This window comes from Microbacterium aureliae (assembly GCF_054780155.1).
On sequence record NZ_BAAGWW010000001.1, the window covers coordinates 1,078,266 to 1,099,169 of the forward strand.

General features: G+C 72.0%; 20 protein-coding genes. 6 read left to right on the forward strand and 14 right to left on the reverse strand.

Annotated elements, in window-relative coordinates; all coding sequences use genetic code 11:
• The first annotated feature begins 72 nt into the window (after positions 1–72).
• On the forward strand, positions 73–1,737 hold the full coding sequence (aceB, locus tag ACYVF4_RS05240) for a malate synthase A (RefSeq protein ID WP_460720417.1): 1,665 nt from the start codon (positions 73–75) through the stop codon (positions 1,735–1,737).
• Positions 1,738–1,766: 29 nt separating this feature from the next.
• A complete protein-coding gene (locus tag ACYVF4_RS05245) occupies positions 1,767–3,359 on the forward strand; it encodes an isocitrate lyase (RefSeq protein ID WP_460720419.1) in 1,593 nt (530 codons plus the stop codon).
• 49 nt (positions 3,360–3,408) lie between these two features.
• Here ACYVF4_RS05245 and ACYVF4_RS05250 read toward each other — a convergent pair whose 3' ends face one another.
• From ACYVF4_RS05250 to ACYVF4_RS05265, 4 genes are read right to left on the reverse strand one after another with little or no spacing between them, the layout of a single operon-like run.
• Complete coding sequence (locus tag ACYVF4_RS05250) at positions 3,409–4,041, reverse strand: response regulator (protein ID WP_460720421.1); 633 nt, start codon at positions 4,039–4,041, stop codon at positions 3,409–3,411.
• On the reverse strand, positions 4,038–5,243 hold the full coding sequence (locus ACYVF4_RS05255) for a sensor histidine kinase (RefSeq protein ID WP_460720423.1): 1,206 nt from the start codon (positions 5,241–5,243) through the stop codon (positions 4,038–4,040). Before ACYVF4_RS05255 ends, ACYVF4_RS05250 begins: the two co-directional genes overlap by 4 nt.
• Before the next feature lie 45 nt (positions 5,244–5,288).
• Entirely contained in the window at positions 5,289–6,143 is an 855-nt protein-coding gene (locus ACYVF4_RS05260; protein WP_460720425.1) for an ABC transporter permease, read from the reverse strand.
• Positions 6,140–7,033, reverse strand: coding sequence for an ABC transporter ATP-binding protein (locus ACYVF4_RS05265; RefSeq protein WP_460720427.1), 894 nt, complete (start codon positions 7,031–7,033; stop codon positions 6,140–6,142). Before ACYVF4_RS05265 ends, ACYVF4_RS05260 begins: the two co-directional genes overlap by 4 nt.
• 116 nt (positions 7,034–7,149) lie before the next feature.
• Between ACYVF4_RS05265 and ACYVF4_RS05270 the strand changes: the two genes are divergently transcribed.
• The gene (locus tag ACYVF4_RS05270) at positions 7,150–8,352 is read left to right on the forward strand and encodes a pyridoxal phosphate-dependent aminotransferase (protein ID WP_460720429.1); all 1,203 of its coding nucleotides are present in this window, start codon (positions 7,150–7,152) and stop codon (positions 8,350–8,352) included.
• Positions 8,353–8,451: 99 nt separating this feature from the next.
• On the opposite strand, the gene ACYVF4_RS05275 is transcribed toward ACYVF4_RS05270, so the two are convergent.
• The gene (locus ACYVF4_RS05275; protein ID WP_460720431.1) at positions 8,452–9,132 is read right to left on the reverse strand and encodes a response regulator; all 681 of its coding nucleotides are present in this window, start codon (positions 9,130–9,132) and stop codon (positions 8,452–8,454) included.
• Positions 9,129–10,706 carry an ATP-binding protein gene (locus tag ACYVF4_RS05280; RefSeq protein WP_460720433.1) on the reverse strand — a complete coding sequence of 526 codons (1,578 nt, stop codon included), beginning with the start codon at positions 10,704–10,706 and terminating at the stop codon, positions 9,129–9,131. The genes ACYVF4_RS05275 and ACYVF4_RS05280 overlap by 4 nt, the downstream gene beginning before the upstream one ends.
• 165 nt (positions 10,707–10,871) lie before the next feature.
• Here ACYVF4_RS05280 and ACYVF4_RS05285 point away from each other — a divergent pair, with 165 nt between their 5' ends.
• Genes ACYVF4_RS05285 through ACYVF4_RS05295 form a run of 3 tightly spaced genes read left to right on the forward strand, consistent with a single transcriptional unit; the run spans position 10,872 to position 14,122 of the window.
• Positions 10,872–11,882: a Bug family tripartite tricarboxylate transporter substrate binding protein gene (locus tag ACYVF4_RS05285; RefSeq protein ID WP_460720435.1), complete on the forward strand. Its 1,011-nt coding sequence runs from the start codon at positions 10,872–10,874 to the stop codon at positions 11,880–11,882.
• A complete protein-coding gene (locus ACYVF4_RS05290) occupies positions 11,882–12,442 on the forward strand; it encodes a tripartite tricarboxylate transporter TctB family protein (RefSeq protein WP_460720437.1) in 561 nt (186 codons plus the stop codon). The genes ACYVF4_RS05285 and ACYVF4_RS05290 overlap by 1 nt, the downstream gene beginning before the upstream one ends.
• A 9-nt stretch (positions 12,443–12,451) precedes the next feature.
• Positions 12,452–14,122: a tripartite tricarboxylate transporter permease gene (locus ACYVF4_RS05295; RefSeq protein WP_460720439.1), complete on the forward strand. Its 1,671-nt coding sequence runs from the start codon at positions 12,452–12,454 to the stop codon at positions 14,120–14,122.
• 106 nt (positions 14,123–14,228) lie between these two features.
• Here the strand turns inward: ACYVF4_RS05295 and ACYVF4_RS05300 are convergent, their stop codons facing one another.
• The 8 genes from ACYVF4_RS05300 to ACYVF4_RS05335 all read right to left on the reverse strand — a co-directional run bounded on the left by ACYVF4_RS05300 (position 14,229) and on the right by ACYVF4_RS05335 (position 20,788).
• The gene (locus ACYVF4_RS05300) at positions 14,229–15,365 is read right to left on the reverse strand and encodes a UDP-N-acetylmuramate dehydrogenase (protein WP_460720441.1); all 1,137 of its coding nucleotides are present in this window, start codon (positions 15,363–15,365) and stop codon (positions 14,229–14,231) included.
• A complete protein-coding gene (locus ACYVF4_RS05305) occupies positions 15,365–15,769 on the reverse strand; it encodes a MaoC/PaaZ C-terminal domain-containing protein (RefSeq protein WP_460720443.1) in 405 nt (134 codons plus the stop codon). The genes ACYVF4_RS05300 and ACYVF4_RS05305 overlap by 1 nt, the downstream gene beginning before the upstream one ends.
• Complete coding sequence (locus tag ACYVF4_RS05310; RefSeq protein ID WP_460720445.1) at positions 15,766–16,215, reverse strand: FAS1-like dehydratase domain-containing protein; 450 nt, start codon at positions 16,213–16,215, stop codon at positions 15,766–15,768. The genes ACYVF4_RS05305 and ACYVF4_RS05310 overlap by 4 nt, the downstream gene beginning before the upstream one ends.
• Positions 16,216–16,277: 62 nt before the next feature.
• On the reverse strand, positions 16,278–16,673 hold the full coding sequence (locus ACYVF4_RS05315; RefSeq protein WP_460720447.1) for a VOC family protein: 396 nt from the start codon (positions 16,671–16,673) through the stop codon (positions 16,278–16,280).
• Positions 16,674–16,691: 18 nt separating this feature from the next.
• Positions 16,692–17,489: a sulfite exporter TauE/SafE family protein gene (locus tag ACYVF4_RS05320; RefSeq protein ID WP_460720449.1), complete on the reverse strand. Its 798-nt coding sequence runs from the start codon at positions 17,487–17,489 to the stop codon at positions 16,692–16,694.
• The gene (locus ACYVF4_RS05325; RefSeq protein WP_460720451.1) at positions 17,489–18,427 is read right to left on the reverse strand and encodes a DUF2510 domain-containing protein; all 939 of its coding nucleotides are present in this window, start codon (positions 18,425–18,427) and stop codon (positions 17,489–17,491) included. Before ACYVF4_RS05325 ends, ACYVF4_RS05320 begins: the two co-directional genes overlap by 1 nt.
• A gap of 10 nt (positions 18,428–18,437) precedes the next feature.
• Positions 18,438–19,409, reverse strand: a complete 972-nt coding sequence (locus ACYVF4_RS05330; protein ID WP_460720453.1) for an NAD(P)/FAD-dependent oxidoreductase — start codon at positions 19,407–19,409, stop codon at positions 18,438–18,440.
• Positions 19,406–20,788, reverse strand: a complete 1,383-nt coding sequence (locus ACYVF4_RS05335; RefSeq protein ID WP_460720455.1) for an SPFH domain-containing protein — start codon at positions 20,786–20,788, stop codon at positions 19,406–19,408. Before ACYVF4_RS05335 ends, ACYVF4_RS05330 begins: the two co-directional genes overlap by 4 nt.
• Between the last annotated feature and the right edge of the window lie 116 nt (positions 20,789–20,904).

Here is a 20,904-nt window from a genome sequence, read left to right on the forward strand (position 1 = left end):
AGCAGAATTTTCGGGAAAGTTCACACCGGGATTCGTCGGGAGTGGACTCGATCTTCACTCGATAGTGGACTCATGACCGCCGCCACCACCGCCCCGCTGCGCACTCGCACCGCCCCGATCCCCACGGCATCCCACACGCCGACGATCGAGATCGCCGGCCCCCTCCGGGACCGCTACGACGAGATCCTCACCGCTGAGGCCGTCACCTTCCTGACCGAGCTGCATGCACGGTTCTCGGCACGGCGCCACGACCGGCTCGCCGACCGGCTCCGCCGCCGGTTCGAAGTCGGCAACGGCCACGACCCGCAGTTCCGCAGCGACACCGCCCACATCCGCGAGGACGACGAGTGGCGGGTCGCCGGCCCCGGCCCCGGTCTCGAGGACCGCCGCGTCGAGATCACCGGCCCCACCGACCCCAAGATGACCATCAACGCCCTGAACTCCGGCGCCAAGGTGTGGCTGGCCGACCAGGAGGACGCCACCAGCCCCACGTGGAAGAACGTGATCGAGGGGCAGCTGTCGCTGCGCGACGCCATCCGCGGCGAGCTCTCGTACACGAGCCCCGAGGGCAAGCGCTACGAGGTCACCGCCGAGCAGACGCCGACGATCGTGATGCGCCCGCGCGGCTGGCACCTCACCGAGAACCACATCCGCTTCACCGACCGCACCGGGCGGACGATGAACGCTTCCGGTTCGCTCGTGGACTTCGGGCTGTTCTTCTTCCACAACGCCCGGCAGCTCATCGCCAACGGGCGCGGACCGTACTTCTACCTCGCCAAGCTGGAGTCCAGCGAAGAGGCGAAGCTGTGGGACGACGTCTTCACCTTCAGCGAGCAGTATGTCGGCATCCCGCACGGCACCATCCGGGCGACCGTGCTCATCGAGACGCTCCCGGCCGCGTTCGAGATGGAGGAGATCCTCTTCGAGCTGCGCGACCACGTCGCGGGGCTGAACGCCGGCCGCTGGGACTACATCTTCTCGATCATCAAGAACTACCGCGGTCGCGGCGCCCGCTTCGTGCTCCCCGACCGCAGCGAGGTGACGATGACCGTGCCGTTCATGCGCGCGTACACCGAGCTGCTGGTGAAGACCTGCCACAAGCGCGGCGCCTTCGCGATCGGCGGCATGAGCGCGTTCATCCCGAACCGTCGCGATCCCGAGGTCACCGCCCGGGCGTTCGAGAAGGTCGCCGCCGACAAGAAGCGCGAGGCCGGCGACGGCTTCGACGGCACGTGGGTGGCCCACCCCGACCTCATCCCGATCGCGCGGGCCGAGTTCGACGCCGTGCTCGGCGACCGCCCCAACCAGGTGGACCTTCAGCGGCCGGACGTCGAGGTCACCTCGACCGACCTCATCGACGTGCACATCGGGCGCCCGATCACCACCGCGGGCGTCCACGGCAACGTCTCGGTCGCCATCCGCTACCTCGAGGCGTGGCTTCGGGGGCTCGGCGCCGTGGCGATCGACAACCTGATGGAGGACGCCGCGACCGCCGAGATCTCGCGTTCGCAGGTGTGGCAGTGGATCCACCAGGACCGCACCACCGAGGACGGCACCCGCGTGACGCGCGACTACGTCGAGGGCCTCATCGCCCAGGTGCTCGGCGAGGTCGAGCGCAGCGACGCCGACCGCTTCGACGACGCCGCCGAAGTCTTCCGCGAGGTGGCGCTCGGTACCGACTTCCCCGCGTTCCTCACCCTGCCCGCCTACGCCCGATTCCTCGTCGAGACCGACTGACGACCCGACACCGATCCAGAGAGAACACCATGACCCAGTACCAGAACGACATCGAGGCCATCCAGGCGCTCAAGGAGCAGCACGGCTCCTCGTGGGACGCCATCGACCCCGAGTCCGTGGCCCGCATGCGGGCGCAGAACCGCTTCCGCACCGGGCTCGAGATCGCCCAGTACACCGCCGACATCATGCGCCGCGACATGGCCGAGTACGACGCCGACTCGTCCGTCTACACCCAGTCGCTGGGCGTGTGGCACGGCTTCATCGGGCAGCAGAAGCTGATCTCGATCAAGAAGCACCTGAAGAGCACGAACAAGCGCTACCTGTACCTGTCGGGGTGGATGGTCGCGGCCCTGCGCTCGGAGTTCGGGCCGCTGCCCGACCAGTCGATGCACGAGAAGACCGCGGTGCCCGCGCTCATCGAGGAGCTCTACACCTTCCTGCGCCAGGCCGACGCCCGCGAGCTCGACCTGCTCTTCACGCAGCTCGACGACGCCCGCGCCGCCGGCGACGAGACGGCCGTGGAATTCCTGCGGTCGCGGATCGACAACTACGAGACCCACGTGGTGCCGATCATCGCCGACATCGACGCCGGCTTCGGCAACCCCGAGGCGACCTACCTGCTGGCCAAGAAGATGATCGAGGCCGGCGCGTGCGCCATCCAGATCGAGAACCAGGTGTCGGACGAGAAGCAGTGCGGCCACCAGGACGGCAAGGTGACCGTCCCGCACGAGGACTTCCTGGCCAAGATCAACGCCGTCCGCTACGCCTTCCTCGAGCTCGGCATCGACAACGGCGTCATCGTCGCCCGCACCGACTCGCTCGGGGCCGGACTCACGCAGAAGCTCGCGGTGTCCCACCAGCCCGGCGACCTCGGCGACCAGTACAACTCGTTCCTGGATGCCGAGGAGATCACCGACGCCGAGCTCGGCAACGGCGACGTCGTCATCAAGCGCGGCGACACGCTGTTGCGGCCCAAGCGACTGCCCAGCAACCTGTACCAGTTCCGTCCCGGGACCGGCGAGGAGCGCGTCGTGCTGGACTGCATCACGTCGCTGCGCAACGGCGCCGACCTGCTGTGGATCGAGACCGAGAAGCCGCACGTGGAGCAGATCGCCGGCATGGTCGACGCGATCCGCAAGGAGGTGCCGGACGCCAAGCTGGTCTACAACAACAGCCCCTCGTTCAACTGGACCCTGAACTTCCGCCAGCAGGCCTACGACCAGCTCGCGGCACAGGGTGCGGACGTGTCGGCCTACGACCGCGGCGACCTGATGAACGTGGACTACGACGACACCGAGCTGGCGCGGCTGGCCGACGAGAAGATCCGCACGTTCCAGCGCGACGGCTCGGCCCGTGCCGGCATCTTCCACCACCTCATCACGCTGCCGACGTACCACACCGCTGCGCTGTCGACCGATGACCTGGCCAAGGGCTATTTCGGCGATCAGGGCATGCTCGCCTATGTGAAGGGCGTCCAGCGGCGCGAGATCCGCGAGGGGATCGCGACGGTCAAGCACCAGAACATGGCCGGCAGCGACATCGGCGACAACCACAAGGAGTACTTCGCCGGCGACGCCGCCCTCAAGGCCGGCGGCCAGCACAACACGATGAACCAGTTCTGATCCGCCGCACACCGGAGCCTCGGACCGTCAGGTCCGGGGCTCCCGTGCGTCAGGGCAGCAGACCCCGTTCGAGGGCGAGGGTCACCGCGCGCGTGCGGTCGGCAACCCCCAGCTTCTCGAAGACCTTCAGCAGGTGGGTCTTGACGGTCGACTCGCCGATGCCGAGCGCCGCGGCGATCTGCTTGTTGCTGCGGCCCGCCGAGACGTGGCGCAGCACGTCGAGCTCGCGCGGGGTGAGGACGGATGCCGGCTCCGGCCGGCGCATCCGCTCGACCAGCCGCACCGCGACCTGGGGCGACAGCGCCGACTGGCCCGCCGCCACCGACCGGATCCCGGCGACGATCTCGGCCTGCGGCGCCGCCTTCAGCAGGTAGCCGGCGGCACCCGCCTCGATCGCGGCGAGGATCTGGTCGTCGCTCTCGTACGTGGTGAGGATGAGGACGCGCGGCGGCGGATCGCCCGCCTCGCCCGCCGCGATGCGCGCGGTGGCCGCCACCCCGTCCACGCCCGGCATGCGCAGGTCCATCAGGACGACGTCGGGGCGGGTGGCCGCGGCCAGCCGCACGGCCTCGTCGCCGTCCGAGGCCTCGGCGACGACCTCGAGCCCGTCCTCGTCCGAGAGCAGCCCCGCCAGCCCCGCGCGCACCACGGGGTGGTCGTCGGCGATCAGCAGCCGGATCACGACGCGGCCTCCGCACCCCGGATGACGGATGCCGCAACCGGCGCGGCCGGCAGTTCGATCACGACGCGGGCGCCGGCTCCCGGGGCGGTCGCCATCACGAGAGTGCCACCGGCCAGCGCGACGCGCTCGCGCATGCCGTCGAGACCGAAGCCGGTGCGCGGTGCGGCCGGATCGAAGCCGGCCCCGTCGTCGGCGACCTCGAGCCGGAGCCCGCCGTCGGCCGCGCCGGTCACCTGCACCGCCACGCGCGAGGCGCCGGAGTGCTTGCGGACGTTGGCGAGGAGCTCCTGCACGCAGCGCAGCATCACCACCTGGCGCTCGCGATCGATCTCGGCCCCCGCCGTGTCGACGCGCAGGTCGATGTCGAGGCCGGTCTCGGCCCGGAACCGGTCGGAGAGGCGGCCGAGCGCGGCGTCGAGGGCCTGGTCGGAGGGCACCGCGGCCGTGCGGGCCACGAGTGCGCGCGCCTCGCCGAGCGCTTCGCGGGCGACCTGCTCGACCTCGCCGATCGCGTCGGCTGCGGCATCCGCTCGTCCCTCGCGCGATCGGCGCCCCGCGCGCTCGGCCAACAGGACGAGACCGGCGAGAGTCTGGGCGAGCGTGTCGTGGATGTCGCGGGCCAGGCGCTCGCGTTCCTCCGCCGCCCCGCGATCGCGGCTGAGCGCCTCGACCTGCGCCTGGGCGGCGGTGAGGTCGGCGAGCAGCCGCGCACGCTCCTCGCCGTACTCGGCGATGCTCGCTATCCACATGCCGAGCGCGATCGCGAACACGAGCGAGAACCCCGCCGTCGCCGCGCCCGAGGCCAGCCCGGAGGCGCCCGGGGCGCCGTTGATCGCGAACCCGGTGAACGTCGCGGCGGCGACGACGACCGAACCCAGGATGCCGCGCCGCCGGGTGTCTCCGAGCACCCACACCAGCGGGTAGGCGAGAGTCTGCAGCATCGCCATGAACCCCGCCGCCGCGCATCCGACCGTGATCACTACGAATGCCGCGACGAGGAAGGCGTGGAAGCGCCACGGCACGGGGCGCTCGATGCCGCCGCGGGCGATGAGGGCGTAGGCGAGGACGAACCCCGCGGTCGCGGCGAGCGCGACCGCCTGCCGTGCGGGTGAGGTGGGCCCGAAGCCGAAGACGGTTCCGACGGCGATCACGAGTGCCCCGGCGGCGACGGTGATGTCCCACCATCTCGGCTTCAGCAGCATCCGGCCCCCTCAGTCGTCCGCGGAGTCGTCCCGCCGCCAGTCAGGCTACGCGTCGCGGCGGTTCCAGCGGAACGTCAGCCGCCCGAGCACGAGCCCCACCACCAGCCAGATGCCGAGAGCGAGGGCGACGCCGGTGAGGTTCCACTCGCCGTTCTGCTCGAGGACGGCGTACTGCCCGGGGAGGAACACCGCCCGCATCCCCTGCGCCATCCACTTCACGGGGAAGATGCCGGCGACATTCTGCAGCCACTCGGGCAGCTGGAAGAAGAAGAGGTACACCCCCGAGACGAACTGCAGGATGAGCACGAGCGGGATGACGACCGCCGAGGCGCTGCGCGAGGTGCGCGGGACGGACGACAGCGCCACGCCGAGGAGCGCGGACGTCGTGATCCCGAGGACGAACACCCACGCGAACGTCCCCCACCGCTCCGGCTCCGCCGGCAGCGGGACCCGCAGCACGAGCGCCGCGAACGCGAGCAGCAGGGCCGCCTGCAGCACGCCGGTGACGAGAACCTGCACGATCTTGCCGATGAAGTAGCTCACCGCCGACACCGGCGTCGCGCCGAGGCGCTTGAGCATGCCCTCGGAGCGCTCGACGGCGATGTCGATCGCCAGGTTCTGCAGGCCCGACAGCAGCAGGCCCGCCGCGAGCATCGACGGCAGGTACATCTGCCCGAGGCTGACGGCGGGGAGCCCCGGCGCCGGCTGGAAGTCCCCGTTCGTGCCGAAGGCCACCGTGAACAGCCCCAGCAGCAGGACCGGGAAGAGGAAGGTGAATACGACGCTGTCGCCGCTTCGGAAGTACTGCTTCAGCTCGAAGCGGGCGCGCCACAGGCCCATGGCCAGCGTCCCCCGTCCGGTGTCGCGGACGGTGACGGGGCGGGATGCGAGGACGCTCATCGTCGTGCTGCCTTTCTGCGGTTGTGCTCTGCGGGCTCCGCCGCGTCGGAATCGCGGGCGACGAGCTCGAGGTACACGTCCTCGAGCGAGGGCCGCAGGATCTCGATGCCGGCGGGTTCGGCGCCGGTGCGGGCGACGAGGTCGGCGACGAAGCGCCCGGGCTCGCTCGTGCGGTGCTCCCGGATGCCGCCGGCCTCGCTCCAGCGGACCAGCGGCGTGCGGGCATCGGCCCCGCCGATCTCGTCCACCGCGCCGATCGCGCGCAGGCGGCCGCCGACGATGATGCCGACACGGTCGGCGAGCTGTGCGGCCTCTTCGAGGTAGTGAGTGGTGAGCAGGATCGTCGTGCCGCCGTGCGAGAGCCCCTGGATCATGGTCCAGAACTCCCGGCGCGCCTGCGGGTCGAAGCCCGTAGTCGGCTCGTCGAGGAACAGCAGCTCAGGCCCGCCGACGATCCCGAGGGCGACGTCGACGCGGCGCTGCTGACCGCCCGAGAGCTTGTTCACGCGGGTGTCCGCCTGCGGCGTCAGTCCTACGGCGTCGATGACCTCGTCCACGTCGCGGGGGCGCGGGAAGAACCCCGCGAACTGTCGCACATTCTCGCGGACGGTGAGCGCTCCGAGCTCGCCCGCGCTCTGCAGCACGACGCCGATGCGCGACTTCCAGCCGAGCCCGGCGCGGCCGGGGTCCTCGCCGAGGACGTTCACGTCGCCGCCGGTGCGCCGCCGGAATCCCTCGAGGATCTCGACGGTCGTGGACTTGCCCGCGCCGTTGGGACCGAGCAGGGCGAAGGTCTCGCCCCGCGCGATCTCGAACGACACGTCGTCGACGACCGCGCGGCCGCCGTACTCCTTGCGCAGGTTCTGCACCTGCACCACGTTGTCTGCCATGACTCCAGCCTGCTGATGGCCGGGGCGGCCCGGCAGGGTCATTGGTCCGATGGGGCCTCCCCCATTCGGTGGATGCCGGCGGGCGGGCGCGCACGTGCCCGACTACGATTCGGTGTGTGACCGAACGCGCTCCTCTGTCCCGCAAGCTGTCCGCCATCGCCGAATCGGCGACCCTCAAGGTCGACGCGAAGGCCAAGTCGCTGCAGGCCGCCGGCCGGCCGGTGATCAGCTACGCCGCGGGCGAGCCGGACTTCCCCACGCCGCACTTCATCGTCGATGCGGCCGCCGAGGCACTCCTCGACCCCGCGAACTTCCGCTACACCCCGGCGGTGGGCCTGCCGGTGCTGCGCGAGGCGATCGCCGCCAAGACCCTCCGCGACTCCGGCCTCGAGGTCGACCCGTCGCAGGTCATCGTCACCAACGGCGGCAAGCAGGCGGTGTACCAGGCGTTCCAGGCCGTGGTGAACCCCGGCGACGAGGTGCTGCTGCCCGCGCCGTACTGGACGACCTACCCCGAGGCGATCGCCCTGGCCGACGGCATCCCGGTCGAGGTCTTCGCCGGCGCCGACCAGGAGTACAAGGTCACCGTCGAGCAGCTCGAGGCCGCGCGCACCGAGCGCACCACGGCGCTGGTGTTCGTGTCGCCGTCGAACCCGACCGGGTCGGTGTACACCCCCGACGAGACCAAGGCCATCGGCGAGTGGGCGCTCGAGCACGGCATCTGGATCATCACCGACGAGATCTACCAGAACCTCGTCTACGAGGGCGTCCGCGCCGTCTCGATCGTCGAAGCGGTGCCGGATGCCGCGGCTCAGACGATCCTCGTCAACGGCGTGGCCAAGACCTACGCCATGACCGGCTGGCGCGTGGGCTGGATGGTGGGCCCGAAGGACGCCATCAAGGTCGCCGCGAACCTGCAGTCGCACTTGTCCAGCAACGTCAACAACATCGCCCAGCGCGCGGCGCTGGCCGCCCTCACGGGTCCCCAGACCGAGGCCGAGCAGATGCGGGTCGCCTTCGACCGCCGCCGCAAGCTCATCGTGTCGGAGCTGGCGAAGATCCCGGGCGTGACGGTGCCGAACCCGCAGGGCGCCTTCTACGTCTACCCGGACGTGCAGGGGCTGCTGGGCCGCGAGTGGCGCGGCAAGACGCCGACGACGACGCTCGAGCTCGCCGACCTCATCCTCGAAGAGGCCGAGGTCGCGGTGGTGCCGGGCGAGGCGTTCGGCCCGAGCGGCTACCTGCGCCTGTCGTACGCCCTGGGGGACGACGCGCTCCTCGAGGGCGTCCAGCGCCTGCAGTCCCTGTTCGCCTCCTGATCCCCGCCGACCACCCGCGAGACTGCATCTCCGGCCCGAGACCTCGGTCTGAACCCACCGTCTCGGCGTAGAGATGCAGTCTCGCGGTCGTAAAGCGGGTCAGGTCTCGGCGAGGCGGTAGCGGGTGCCGGGGCGCCCGGCGGTGGCGTAGTCCAGCGACCGCGCCGCCAGGCCGGTCACCGCGAGGTGCTCGAGGTAGCGGCGGCAGCTCACGCGGCTCAGCCCCACGGCCTCGGCGATCTCGGCGGCCGACGACAGCGGATGGCGGCGGAGCGCGTCGGTGACGACCTCGAGGGTCTGCGGGGTGAGGCCCTTGGGCAGCGGGGTGCGCCCGGCCGGGTACATCACGGCGTCGATGTCGCGCTGATCGAGCCGGTCGCCGCCGCCGGAGGACGCGTCGCGCTCGCGCAGCACGTCTTCGATCCGCTGGTGCAGCTCGTGGGCGGTGAAGGGCTTCACGAGGTAGTGGCGGGCGCCCATGAGCCGCGCGTCGCGCACGGTTTCGAGGTCGCGCGCGGCCGTGACCGCGATCACCTCGGGCTGGGTGAGCGTGCCGTCGCCGCGCACGGCGCGCAGCGCATCCAGTCCCGAGAAGCCGGGCAGGTGCACATCGAGCAGGATCAGGTCGGGGGCGAGGCTCCGGATCGCCTCGACGGCCTGCGGGCCGCTCCCGGCGGTGCCGACGAGCTCGCAGCGGGGATGTGCGGCGACGAACGCGCTGTGCAGGGCGACGACGGCGGGGACGTCGTCGACGACGAGGACGCGCAGCGGCCGGCTCATGCGCGCCCGACCCGCTCGGTGGCCGGCAGCGTCACCGCGAACGTCGCCCCGGCACCCGAGCGCTCCAGGACGATGTCGCCGCCGTGCCGGCGCGCGACGCGGCGCACGAGCGCCAGGCCGATGCCGCGCCGGCGCGTGCCGCCCTTCGTCGAGACCCCCTCGTCGAAGACGCGGCCCTCGAGCTCGGCGGCGATCCCGGGGCCGGTGTCCGCCACGACCGCGCGCACGCCGCCCGGGTCCGCGGCGACCTCGACCCGGATGCGGTCCCCGGCGCCGCACGCGTCGAGGGCGTTGTCGACGAGGTTCCCGAGCACCGTGACGAGGTCGGCCGACAGCGACGCCGGCACCTCCCCCGTCGCGTGCAGCCCGAACTCGATGCCGCGCTCGCGCGCCTGCGACTGCTTCACCGCCAGCAGCGCCGTCAGCTCGGAGCCCAGGGCACCGGCATCCGCCGACGTGGCCAGCGCACCGCCCGGCCGCACCTTCCGGATGAACTCGCGGGCGTCATCCACGAGCCCGAGCTCGAGCAGGCCCGCCACGACGTGCATCGAGTTGGCGAACTCGTGGGCCTGCGCACGCAGACCGTCGGTGAGCGACTGCGCCCCGTCCATGTCGCGCAGGGCGGCGTGCAGCTCGGTGTGGTCGCGCAGCAGCAGCGAGCCGCCCACGGCGGCCCCGGAATCGTCCCGGATGCCGGTGCCCCGGGCGATCAGCGCGCGTTCGCCCGCGAGGACCAGCCGTCCGTCGGGCTCGCCGTCCTCGAGCACCGAGAGGATCGGCCCGTCGAACACGTCGTGGGCGTGGCGCCCCACGAGGTCGTCGCGCTCCAGCAGGCGGAGCGCCGCGTCGTTGGCCAGGGTGATCACACCGGCCGCGTCGACGGTGATGACGCCCTCGCTCAGCCCGTGCAGCATCGTTTCGCGCTCGTCAACGAGTTCGGCGATGTCGCCGGGCTCGAGCTGGAAGATGCGGCGGCGCACCACCGCCGTCACCCACGCCGCTCCGAACACCCCGGCCACGGCGGACCCGGCGACCGCCAGGAGCACCCACGGCAGCCACGTCTGCAGGTCGGCGGCGATCTCGGACTCCAGCACGCCCACCGACACCGAGCCGATCACCTCGCCCGGATCGTCGGCGGCCGGGTCGGCGTAGATCGGCACCTTCACCCGCCACGACTCCCCCAGCGTCCCCGTCTGCGTGCCGACGTACACCTCGCCCGAGAGCGGGATCGACGGGTCGGTCGAGACCGGCTCGCCGATGCGGTCCGGGTCGGGGTGGGACAGCCGGATGCCGTCGGCATCGGTGACCACGACATATGTGAGGTCGGAGGACTCGCGGATGAGCTCGGCGATGGGCTGGATCGCCTCGCTCGGCTGCGGGGCGTCGAAGGCGTCGAGGACCGCGGGGAGCCGCGCGATCGAGAGGGCCACCCCCACCATGCGCTCCCGCGCCTGGTCGCGGATGATGCGCTCCTGCACGCCGATGGCGACCGCACCGGTCGTCACCGTCACCACGCACACGATGATCGCCTGCAGCAGGAGCAGCTGCAGCTTCAGCGACATCGCGGGGAGCATCCCCCCATTGTGCCCCGCACCTGCGGGCGCTCTCGGCGACCAATAGTTACCGAAGTGCGCGTTAGTTCCACAAGCGAGACACCGCCCCGGCAGCCGACCTAGCGTCTGACGACACCCGGAGGCACCGACGCCTCCGCACTCGAAGGAGAGTCGAACAGCATCATGATGCGCACCAAGATCACCGCCGTCGGCCTCGCGGGCCTCACCGTTCTCGCCCTGGCCGGCTGCAACCCACAGGGCGGCGGCGATGCCGCGGCCGCCGGCGACGGCGCCGCCGCGGCCCCGAAGTCGGTCCAGATCATCGTCCCCGCCGATCCCGGCGGCGGCTGGGATCAGACCGGACGCGCCCTGTCCGAGACGTTCACCGCCGAGGACCTCCTCCGCACCGCCCCGGTCTCCAACGTCGGCGGCGCCGGCGGGACGGTGGGCTTGGCATCCCTCGCCAACGAGCGCGACCCGTACACCCTGATGGTGACCGGCCTGGTGATGGTGGGGGCCGTCGAGACCAACGCCGCCGAGGTGCGGATGGGGGACACCACCCCGATCGCGCGCCTCACCGAGGAGCCGCTGGTGGTCGTGGTCCCGGCATCCTCGCCGTACGAGACCCTCGAGGACCTCGTCGACGACGTCGTCGAGAACGGGCAGGACGTCACCATCACCGGCGGTTCGGCCGGCGGCGCCGACCACATCCTCGCCGGGCTCCTGCTCGAGGCGGCGGGCCTGGGCGGCGACGAGATCGCCGAGAAGCTCAACTACATCCCCAACGCCGGCGGCGGCGAGGCGGTCTCGCTGCTGCTCGGCGACAACGTCTCGGCGGGCATCTCGGGCGTGGGCGAGTTCGCCGAGTACGTCGAGTCGGGCGACCTGCGCGCCCTCGCCGTCTCGAGCGACGGTCCCGCGGCCCTACTGCCCGACGCGCCCACGATGACCGACGAGGGCTACGACGTCGTCTACACCAACTGGCGCGGGCTGCTCGCCCCGGGGAACATCTCGGAGGCCGAGGCGCAGGCGCTCGTGGACCTCGTCACCTCGCTGCACGAGACCGAGACGTGGACCTCGACGCTTGAGGAGCGCGGCTGGAGCGACGCCTTCCTCACGGGTGAGGAGTTCTCGGACTTCGTCGAGGGCAACGTCACCGAGGTGCAGGGGACGCTGCGCAACATCGGACTGCTGTGATGACCGACCACACGGTCGCCGACCGGGGCGCGGCGGTCTCGCCGCGCCCCGGTTGGGGTGCCGATCGCATCGGCGAGCTCATCTTCGCCGCCGGGGTGCTGGCACTGGGAGTCGTCGCCTTCGTGGGCGCGCTCTCGATCCGCACGCCGGCCGGCGCCGCCGTCGGGCCGAGAGTGTTCCCCTTCATGGTGTCCGCGATCCTCGTCGCCGCCGGGCTCGCGCTGATCGTGGGCGTGCTGCGCGGGCATCTGGGCGCGCGCGAACAGGGCGAGGACATCGACAGCGACGCCCGGGCCGACTGGTTCACGATCGCCAAGCTCGTGGGGCTCGTGGTGGGGGTCATCCTGCTGCTCGAGGTGCTCGGGTGGTGGCTGGTCGCCGCGCTGCTGTTCGGCGGCGCCGCGTGGACCCTCGGCGCCAAGCGCTGGTGGATCGCGCTGCTCGTGGGCCTCGCCCTCGGCGTCGGCACGCAGCTGCTCTTCGGCGAGGCCCTGGGCCTGTTCCTGCCGCGCGGCATGGCCTTCGACGCGTGGTACGGGCCCGGCCCGCTGTTCGGCTAGGAGACGACATTGGACAACCTGAACCTGCTGCTCGAGGGCTTCGCCACGGCGATGCAGCCCGAGTACCTGCTCTTCGCCTTCATCGGCGTCGTCATCGGCACCGCCGTCGGGGTCCTCCCCGGAATCGGCCCGGCCATGACGGTGGCCCTGCTCCTGCCGCTGACCTATTCGCTGCCGCCGACGGCCGCCATCGTCATGTTCGCCGGGATCTACTACGGCGGCATGTACGGCGGGTCCACCACCAGCATCCTGCTGAACACGCCCGGAGAATCGGCATCCGTCATCACCGCCATCGAGGGCAACCGCATGGCCAAGCTCGGCCGGGGCGCCGCGGCGCTCGCGACCGCTGCGATCGGATCGTTCGTCGCCGGCACCGTCGCCACGATGCTGCTGACGCTGTTCGCCCCGCTGATCGCCGGGTTCGCCGTGCAGCTGTCGCCGGCGGACTTCGTCGCCCTGATCGTCGTGGCCTTCATCACGGTCGGCGCGCTGCTGGGCTCGTCGGTCTCGCGAGGGCTCGCCTCGCTCGGAATGGGTCTGTTCATCGGCCTCATCGGCACCGAGGCGACCACAGGGCAGGCGCGGTACACGATGGGGATGCTGGCACTGTCGGACGGCGTGAGCGTCGTGCTCGTCGCGGTCGCCCTGTTCGCCATCGGCGAGACGCTGTACGTCGCCGCGCGGCTGCGGCACGGCCCGATCCCGGTGATCCCCGTCACGCGCGGGTGGCGCAGCTGGATGTCGCGCGAGGACTGGCGCCGGTCGTGGAGGCCGTGGCTGCGCGGCACGGCGATCGGCTTCCCGATCGGGACGATCCCCGCCGGCGGGGCCGACGTGGCGACGTTCCTGTCGTACGCGGCCGAGAAGAAGCTCTCGCGCAACAAGGCGCAGTTCGGCCGCGGTGCGATCGAGGGCGTCGCGGGGCCGGAGTCGGCGAACAACGCCGCCGCGGCGGGCGTGCTCGTGCCGTTGCTGACCCTGGGCCTTCCGACCACCGCGACGGCGGCGATCATCATCACCGCGTTCCAGTCCTACGGCATCCAGCCCGGTCCGCAATTGTTCCAGAACCAGGGCGACCTGGTCTGGGCGCTGATCGCGAGCCTCTACATCGGCAACGTGCTGCTGATCGTGCTGAACCTGCCCCTGGCGGGCATCTGGGTGAAGCTGCTGCAGATCCCGCGCCCGTACCTGTACGCCGGCATCCTGACCTTCGCGGTGCTGGGGGCGTACGCGGTGAACTTCACCACGTTCGACATCCTGGTGCTGCTGATCGTCGGCGCCCTCGGCTACGTCATGCGGCGCTTCGGGTACCCCATCGCCCCGCTGATCGTCGGCCTGATCCTCGGGCCGATGGGCGAGCAGCAGCTGCGCAAGGCGCTGCAACTGAGCCAGGGGAACCTCGTCGACCTCGTGATGCATCCGTTCGCGGCGACCTGCTACGCGATCCTCGCCGTGCTGCTGGTGGCGGGGCTGTGGCTGAAGCGCCGGCAGAGCCGGTACGAGCGGGCCCTCGAGGCGTCGCTCGCGGCGACGACGTCGCCGGCCACCGCGATCGACCGCATGTGGGAGCCGGGCGAGCGCCCGACCGACGTGACGACGGCGACCATCCGCGCCGAAGAGGCCGCCCGCCGCGCCGGCGCCGGCGACCGCTCCGGTGGCGACCGCTCCGGTTCCGGCTGACCCGGCATCCCTTCCCCGTCCGCGAGACTGCATCTCCGGCCCGAGACCGCGGTGTGAACCCACCGTCTCGGCGCAGAGATGCAGTCTCGCGGTCCGTGGGGCGGGGCTACAGCTCGACGTTGACGAGGACGGGCTCGGGCTGCAGGATCAGGCCGAACTCCGACTGGACGCGGCCCTGGATGAAGCGGGCGAGCTCAGCGAGCTCGGCGGCGGTCGCCGAGCCGCGGTTGGTCAGGGCGAGCGCGTGCTTGGTCGACAGCGACGCCCGCGAGCGCGGCAGCTTGAACCCCTTGCGCAGCCCCGCGTGCTCGATGAGCCACGCCGCGCTGACCTTGACGTCGGACTCGACCGCAGACGGCGGCGGCACGTAGCCGTCGAACGCGGCGAGCGGGATCACCAGCACCGCGTCCAGGTCCGGCGACACCGGCCACCGCGGGCACTCGTCCGGAAGAGTGCGGGCGAAGGATGCCGAGACCACCGCGTTTTGGAAGAACGACCCCGCGCTGTAGGTGTCGGGGTCGGCGTCGTCGAGCACCATCCCCTTCTGCGCGCGCGTGGAGAGCACGTGCTCGCGGATCCAGGTCAGCGAGACCTGCTCGCCCTCGGCGAGGCCGAGCGCGGTGCGCAGCTGCTTGCCGGCGATCGGCCGCTCGGCCTGTCCGACCTCGGCGAGCTCGAGGGTGACCGAGAGGATCACGGCCCGCCGCAGCGGCGCCTCGCCGTAATGGTGCTTGAGCACCGAGGTGCGAAAACCCAGGCCGAGGTCGGCCGCCGGGACGATCGAGACCTCGCCGGTGGACTCGTCGATCAGCTCGACCTCGACGAGGGTCTGGACGATCTCCTGCCCGTAGGCTCCGATGTTCTGCACGGGCGCGGCGCCCACGGTCCCCGGGATGCCCGACATCGCCTCGATGCCCGCGAGCCCCTCGGCCACGGCGTAGGCCACCAGGTCGTCCCAGTCGTGGCCCGCCTCGACCCGGACCCGGGCGAAGCCGGCGCGGGGCGACGGCATTCGCTCGATGCCCGACGTGCGCACGCGCACGACCGCGCCGTCGAAGGGCTCGTCGCCGACGAACAGGTTAGATCCGCCGCCGAGGACGAACCACGGCTCGCCCTCGTCCCACAGTCCGCGGAGCGTGTCGACGAGCTCGTCGCGGTCGGATGCCTCGAACATGCGCAGCGGTGCCGCGCCGGTCCGCAGGGTCGTGAGGGTCGACAGCGGGACCGGGGTGATCTCCGCCATCAGGCGGCCCGGACGCGCACCTGCGCCTTGCCGAGCACCGTGGTGTCGCCGTGCGCGACGGTGAGGTCGATGCGGATCGCCTCGTCGTCGATCGCGCCGACCTTCGCGGTCACGGTGACGTGGGCGCCCGAGGCCGGATCGACGACCACGGGGCGCGTGAACCGCACGCCGTAGTCCAGGATGCGCCCGCTGTCGCCGAGCCACGGCACGATCGTCTCGACGGCCAGGCCCATGGTCAGCATCCCGTGCGCGAGCACCCCCGGGAGCCCGACCTCTGCGGCGACGTCGTCGCGGTAGTGGATGGGGTTGAAGTCCCCCGAGGCGCCCGCGTAGCGCACGAGGGACTCGCGCGTGAGGTGGACGGTGCGCTCGGCGACGACGTCGCCCACGTTCAGCTCGCTCACTTCTCGCCCTCCCCGACCAGCAGCACCGACGTGGCGGTGACGACATGCTCGCCGGCGGCGTCGCGCACCTCGGCGTCGCTGGTGACCATCGCGTTGCCCCCGAGGGTGCGGATGCCGGTCACGGTCAGCTGGGCGGTGAGCTCGTCGCCCGCGACGATCGGGCGGGTGTAGCGGAAGCGCTGCTCGGCGTGCAGGACGCGCGAGAGCTCGATGCCGGAGCCGGGCTCGGCCAGCAGCTGCTGCAGCGTGAGGTCCTGCACGACCATGGCGAAGGTCGGCGGCGCGACGACGTCGGCGTAGCCGAGCGCCTGCGCGGCGGCGGGGTCGAGGTGCTGGGGGTCGTCGGCGAAGACGGCGCGCGAGAATTCGCGCACCTTCTCGCGGCCGACGAGGTAGGGCGCCGTCGCGGGGAACGCGCGGCCCACGAGCTCGGGGTTCACTGGCACCGTGCCATCCTACCTAGGGCCCTCCGCGCGCCGCGGTCGAGGGACACGGTGAGAGCGGGCGGTCAGTCCTCGTAGCCGATGAGCCAGCGCAGGCCGAAGCGGTCGAGGATTTGGCCGTCGGTGGCGCCCCACGCGCGCTTCTGCAGCGGGTCGAGCACGGTTCCCCCGACCGACAGCCCGGAGAACCAGCGGGTGAGGGTCTCGGGATCGGCGGTGCCGAGCAGCGCCAGGCTGACTCCGGTCTGCGACACCGAGGGCTGGTCGCCCGAGGCGTCGGCGCCGTACAGCCGGACGGGTCCGCCGAGGATGCCGTGGGCGATCGCGTCGCCGGGGCCGTCGGTTCGGCCGAACTCCTCGTAGGTGTGCAGTTGAAGCTCTCCGTCGAACACGTCGCGGTAGAAGGCGAGGGCCTCCGCGGCGTTGCCGGGGAACCACACGTACAGCGTGAGGTCGGTCATGTTGTCCTTCCGGGACGGTCAGCGGCGCCGCGCGCGGACGGCCTTGTAGGCCATCTGCCCGGCGATGAAGGTCAGGAACGCCGCGAACAGCACGTTGCCGACGAAGGGGTCCACGCGCGTGGCGATGAAGGCGCCGAGCGCGGTCGTCGTGCAGGCGGCGAGCCCGACGACGAGCGCGGCGACGAGGTCGACGTTGCGGCGGCGGATGTTGCCGACGGTGCCCGAGATCGCGGTGGGGATCATCATCAGCAGCGACGTGCCCTTGGCGACGAGATCGCTCGTTCCGAACAGGATCATGAGCGCCGGAACGACGACGATGCCCCCGCCCACCCCGAGAAGACCCGACAGGATGCCGGTGACGACGCCGAGGACGACCAGGCCGATGCCGGTGGCCCACGTCAGCTCGAGCCCCACCTCTCGCGACGGGATGACGTAGAAGAGCGTGACGATGACGACGGCGAGGAAGCCGATGAACGCCCAGCGCAGGATGGTCTGCGACAGCCGGGCGAGCAGCCACGTGCCCACCTGCGCGCCGACCACGGCGCCGGCGGCGAGGATGAGGGCGGGTATCCATGCGACCGAACCGGACAGCGCGTACGAGACCACGCCGACCCCGGCGGTCGGGACGATCGCCGCCAGCGACGTGCCGGCCGCGAGCCGCTGGTCGAACCCGAGGACGAGGACGAGCAGCGGCACGATGACCGTCCCGCCGCCGACGCCGAAGAGACCCGACAACAGGCCCGCGAGCAGGCCGACGCCGATGCAGGTCAGGAAGAATCGCGCATTGCGCGCGGGCAGCACCCGTTCGCCGGCCATCACAGGAACGACGCGTCGTCGATGACCCACATGCCCTCGCCCGGCACGAGAAGGTACTCGAGCCGGTCCTGGTAGTCCTCGAGCTCGTCGGTGGGCTGGCCGTCGGCGTCGAACATGCTGCGGTAGCTCTCGGTGGTCGACACCCGGATGCTGTCGCCTTCGGCGGTGATGTCGGTGATGGTGACGGCGTAGTCCTCCACCGACTCCGAGAACGCCGTCGCCTCGGCCTCGAAGGACTCGCAGTCGGTCAGCTGCAGCACGTCGCTGCGGAAGTCCTCGGTGGTCACCGCCAGGAAGACGTCGCAGTCGACGGTCTGCCATGCGCGGTCGTAGAGCTGCACCGCCTCGACGGCGGCCAGCTCGTCCGCACCCTCGGGCTCGGCGCCCTCCTGGACGAGCGGGGCGGACGGGGCGGGTGCTCCCCGACCCCCGTTCACGGCGAGGCCGAAGAACAGCAGCGGGATGACGACCGCCGCGGCGATCACCACCCCCAGCAGGACGACACCGAGGACCACCCACACGATCCACAGAGCCGACTTCTTCGGCTCCGTCGCCGCCACGAACGCACCCGAGGGGGCGGCGGGGTGCCCGGGGTAGGCGCCGGCGTAGGGCGGCACGGCGTTCGGGTCACCCGTCGCGCCGTAGGCGGCGTACGAGGGGGTCTGGGCGGGCGACGGCATCCCGGAGCCGACAGCGGCGGCCGGGTCGAGCGCGGCCAGCTCGGGCGGCAGCACCTGCGTCTGCCCGGCGTCGTGCTCGGGGCCGGAGCCGCCGGCGTCGTGCGCCTGGCCGGCGTCGTGCTCGGGGCCGGCGTCGTGCGCCTGGCCGGCGACGGGCTCCGGGTCGGGCTCGGCGACGTGCTCGGTCCAGTGCGCGCCGTCCCACCACCGCAGTGCGCCGTGTCCGTCGTCGTACCAGCCGGGAGGCGTCGTGGTCATGTCGGCCACACTATCCCGCGGATGCCGGCTCCCCCGCCGGCTCCCCCGCCGCGATCACGCGCCCGAGGGCGTCGCCCGAGGCCCATGCGGTCCGCACGGCCGTGCGCTCTCCCCACGCGTCCCCGCAGACGGCGATGCCGTCCGCGCGGAGGAACGGCGCCGTCGCCCCGGCGGCGGGCCGGGCGAAGGTCCAGCGGTGGGCGAACACGGTCGCCGGGTCCCGGGCGATGCCGAGGATGCGCGTCGTGGCGGCGAGCGCAGGGGCGATCGCGACGTCGGGGTCGTCGAGGTGCCGGCGAGCGCGCTCGGGCGTGGTGTGGACGACGAGGACGCCCGCGCCGTCGCCGCGGCGGTCCCCGTCGTCGGCGATGAACGAGACGTCCGGATCCCCGTCGACGAACACTCCGTGCAGGTCCGCGGGCCACTGCCGCTGGGACCAGGCCAGGACGACGGCGATCACGGGCTCGAACTCCCTCTCGGCGACGGCGGGGGCGATCGGGTGCGAGGCGTCGACGAGGCGCACCGCCTGCGGCGCGGGCATCGCCAGCACGACCTCGCCGGCCGCATCCCCGTCGACCCGTCCCGGCGCGACCCGGGCGACGGCGCGGCCGGATTCCACCGGCATCCCGTCTGCGAGATCCTCGACGAGCGACCGCAGGCCGGCGGGGGCGGCGAATCGCATCGGGCCCGTGCTCGTGCCGATGATCCCGGATGCCGTGGCGGTGGCGAACGTGTCGGTCCAGGCTCGCGCGAGCCCCCGCTCGACCCAGCCGGCGGTGAGCGCGGCGAAGCCGTCGTCGCCGGGGGCGGTGAGGTAGGCGGCGCCGATGTCGACCGGCCGGCCGTCGATCACGCGGGTCGCCATGCGCCCGCCGACGCGGCGGCCGCGGTCGATCACGCGCACCGGGACGCCGGCGGCGCGCAGCGCGCGTGCGCACGCCAGGCCCGAGATGCCGGCCCCGACGACGGTGACGGTCGTCATTCGGTCGCTGCGGCTGCGGGGGTCGCGCGGGACTCGCTCGCGCGCTCGGCGGCGATTCCGACGCCGATGCCCTCGCCGACGGCGCGGCCCTGGATGATGGCGGCGATGTCGAGTCCGGTCGCGGCCTTGACCGAGTCGAACACCGAGCGCAGACCGGTGGCGGACTCCCCCGCGAGGTGCGACGAGGCGCCGTCGCCGCCGAGGACCGTGATCGCGCCGACCTTGTCGAAGCCCTTGGCGTACTCGGCCATGACCAGCGGCAGCGCGTCCAGGGCGCGCTGGGCGAGCAGGGCCTCCTGGTTGCGGGCGAGGGCGGCCGCTTCGGCCTCGAGCGCGTCGGCCTTGGCCTGGCCGGCGAGACGTACCGCCTCGGCGTCGGCCTCGGCGCGCAGGCGCGTCGCCTTCGCCTCCTCCTCGGCGATCTGCGCGCGGGCCTCGGCGGATTTGACCTGCTCGTAGGCCTCGGCGTCGGCGGCGCGCTGGCGCTCGTAGAGCCGCGCATCCGCGACGCGCTTGACCTCTGCATCCAGTTCGGCCTGACGGTTCTCGGCACGCTGCAGCAGCACGCCCTGCTCGGCCTGCGCCTTGGCCAGCGCCTCTGCCTGCTCGGCCTCGGCGTTGGCGCGGCCGACCTCGGCCTGCGAAGCGGCGGTGTTCTTGTCGTACGCGGTCTGCTCGACCAGGGTCGCCTCGCTGGTGGCCAGCTCGCGACGCTTGATCTCGCGCCGCGCGTCGATCTCGGCGACCTCGGCCTCACGCTTGACGCGCTGGACCTCGGTGGCGCCGAGAGCCGAGATGTAGCCGTTGGCGTCGGTGATGCCCTGGATCTGGAAGGAGTCGAGGATGAGGCCCTGACTGGACAGGTCGCTCTTGATGCCCTCGGCGATCTGGTCCGACAGTCGCTGCCGGTCGCGCATGAGCTCCTCGACGGTGAGGGTGGCGACCACCCCGCGGAGTGCGCCCTCGAGCTGCTCGGTGGTGAACTGCTCGATCGCCTTGTCCTGCGAGGCGAAGCGCTCGGCGGCTCGGCGGACCGCCTCGGGGTCGGAGCCGATCTTGACCAGCGCGACGCCGCTGACCGTGACGGTCACGCCGTTGGACGACTGCGCGACCGGCTCCATCTTGATCTGGCGGGCGCGCAGCGACACCAGCTCGGCGCGCTGGGTGATCGGGTTGACGATCGCGCCGCCGCCGGTGATCACCGAGATGCGCGAGGACTGGCCGTCCGCGCCCTTCTGCGTCTTGCCGACGATGACCAGGGCCTCATCGGCCTTGGCCACGCGGTACCAGGCGCGGAAGAGCAGCAGACCGACGAAGAAGACGACGATGACGCCGATGAGAACGGGGACGAGGATGCCGACGAGGGCGAGAAGCTCCATGGTCCACAGCCTAGGGCTCCGGTATACCGGTGCCTCGCCCTCTCCACAGCCCGGCGCGGCGCCCCGCGCCCCGCGGCCCACTGGCCCACGCCGCGACGCCGGCTAGGAGAAATGGT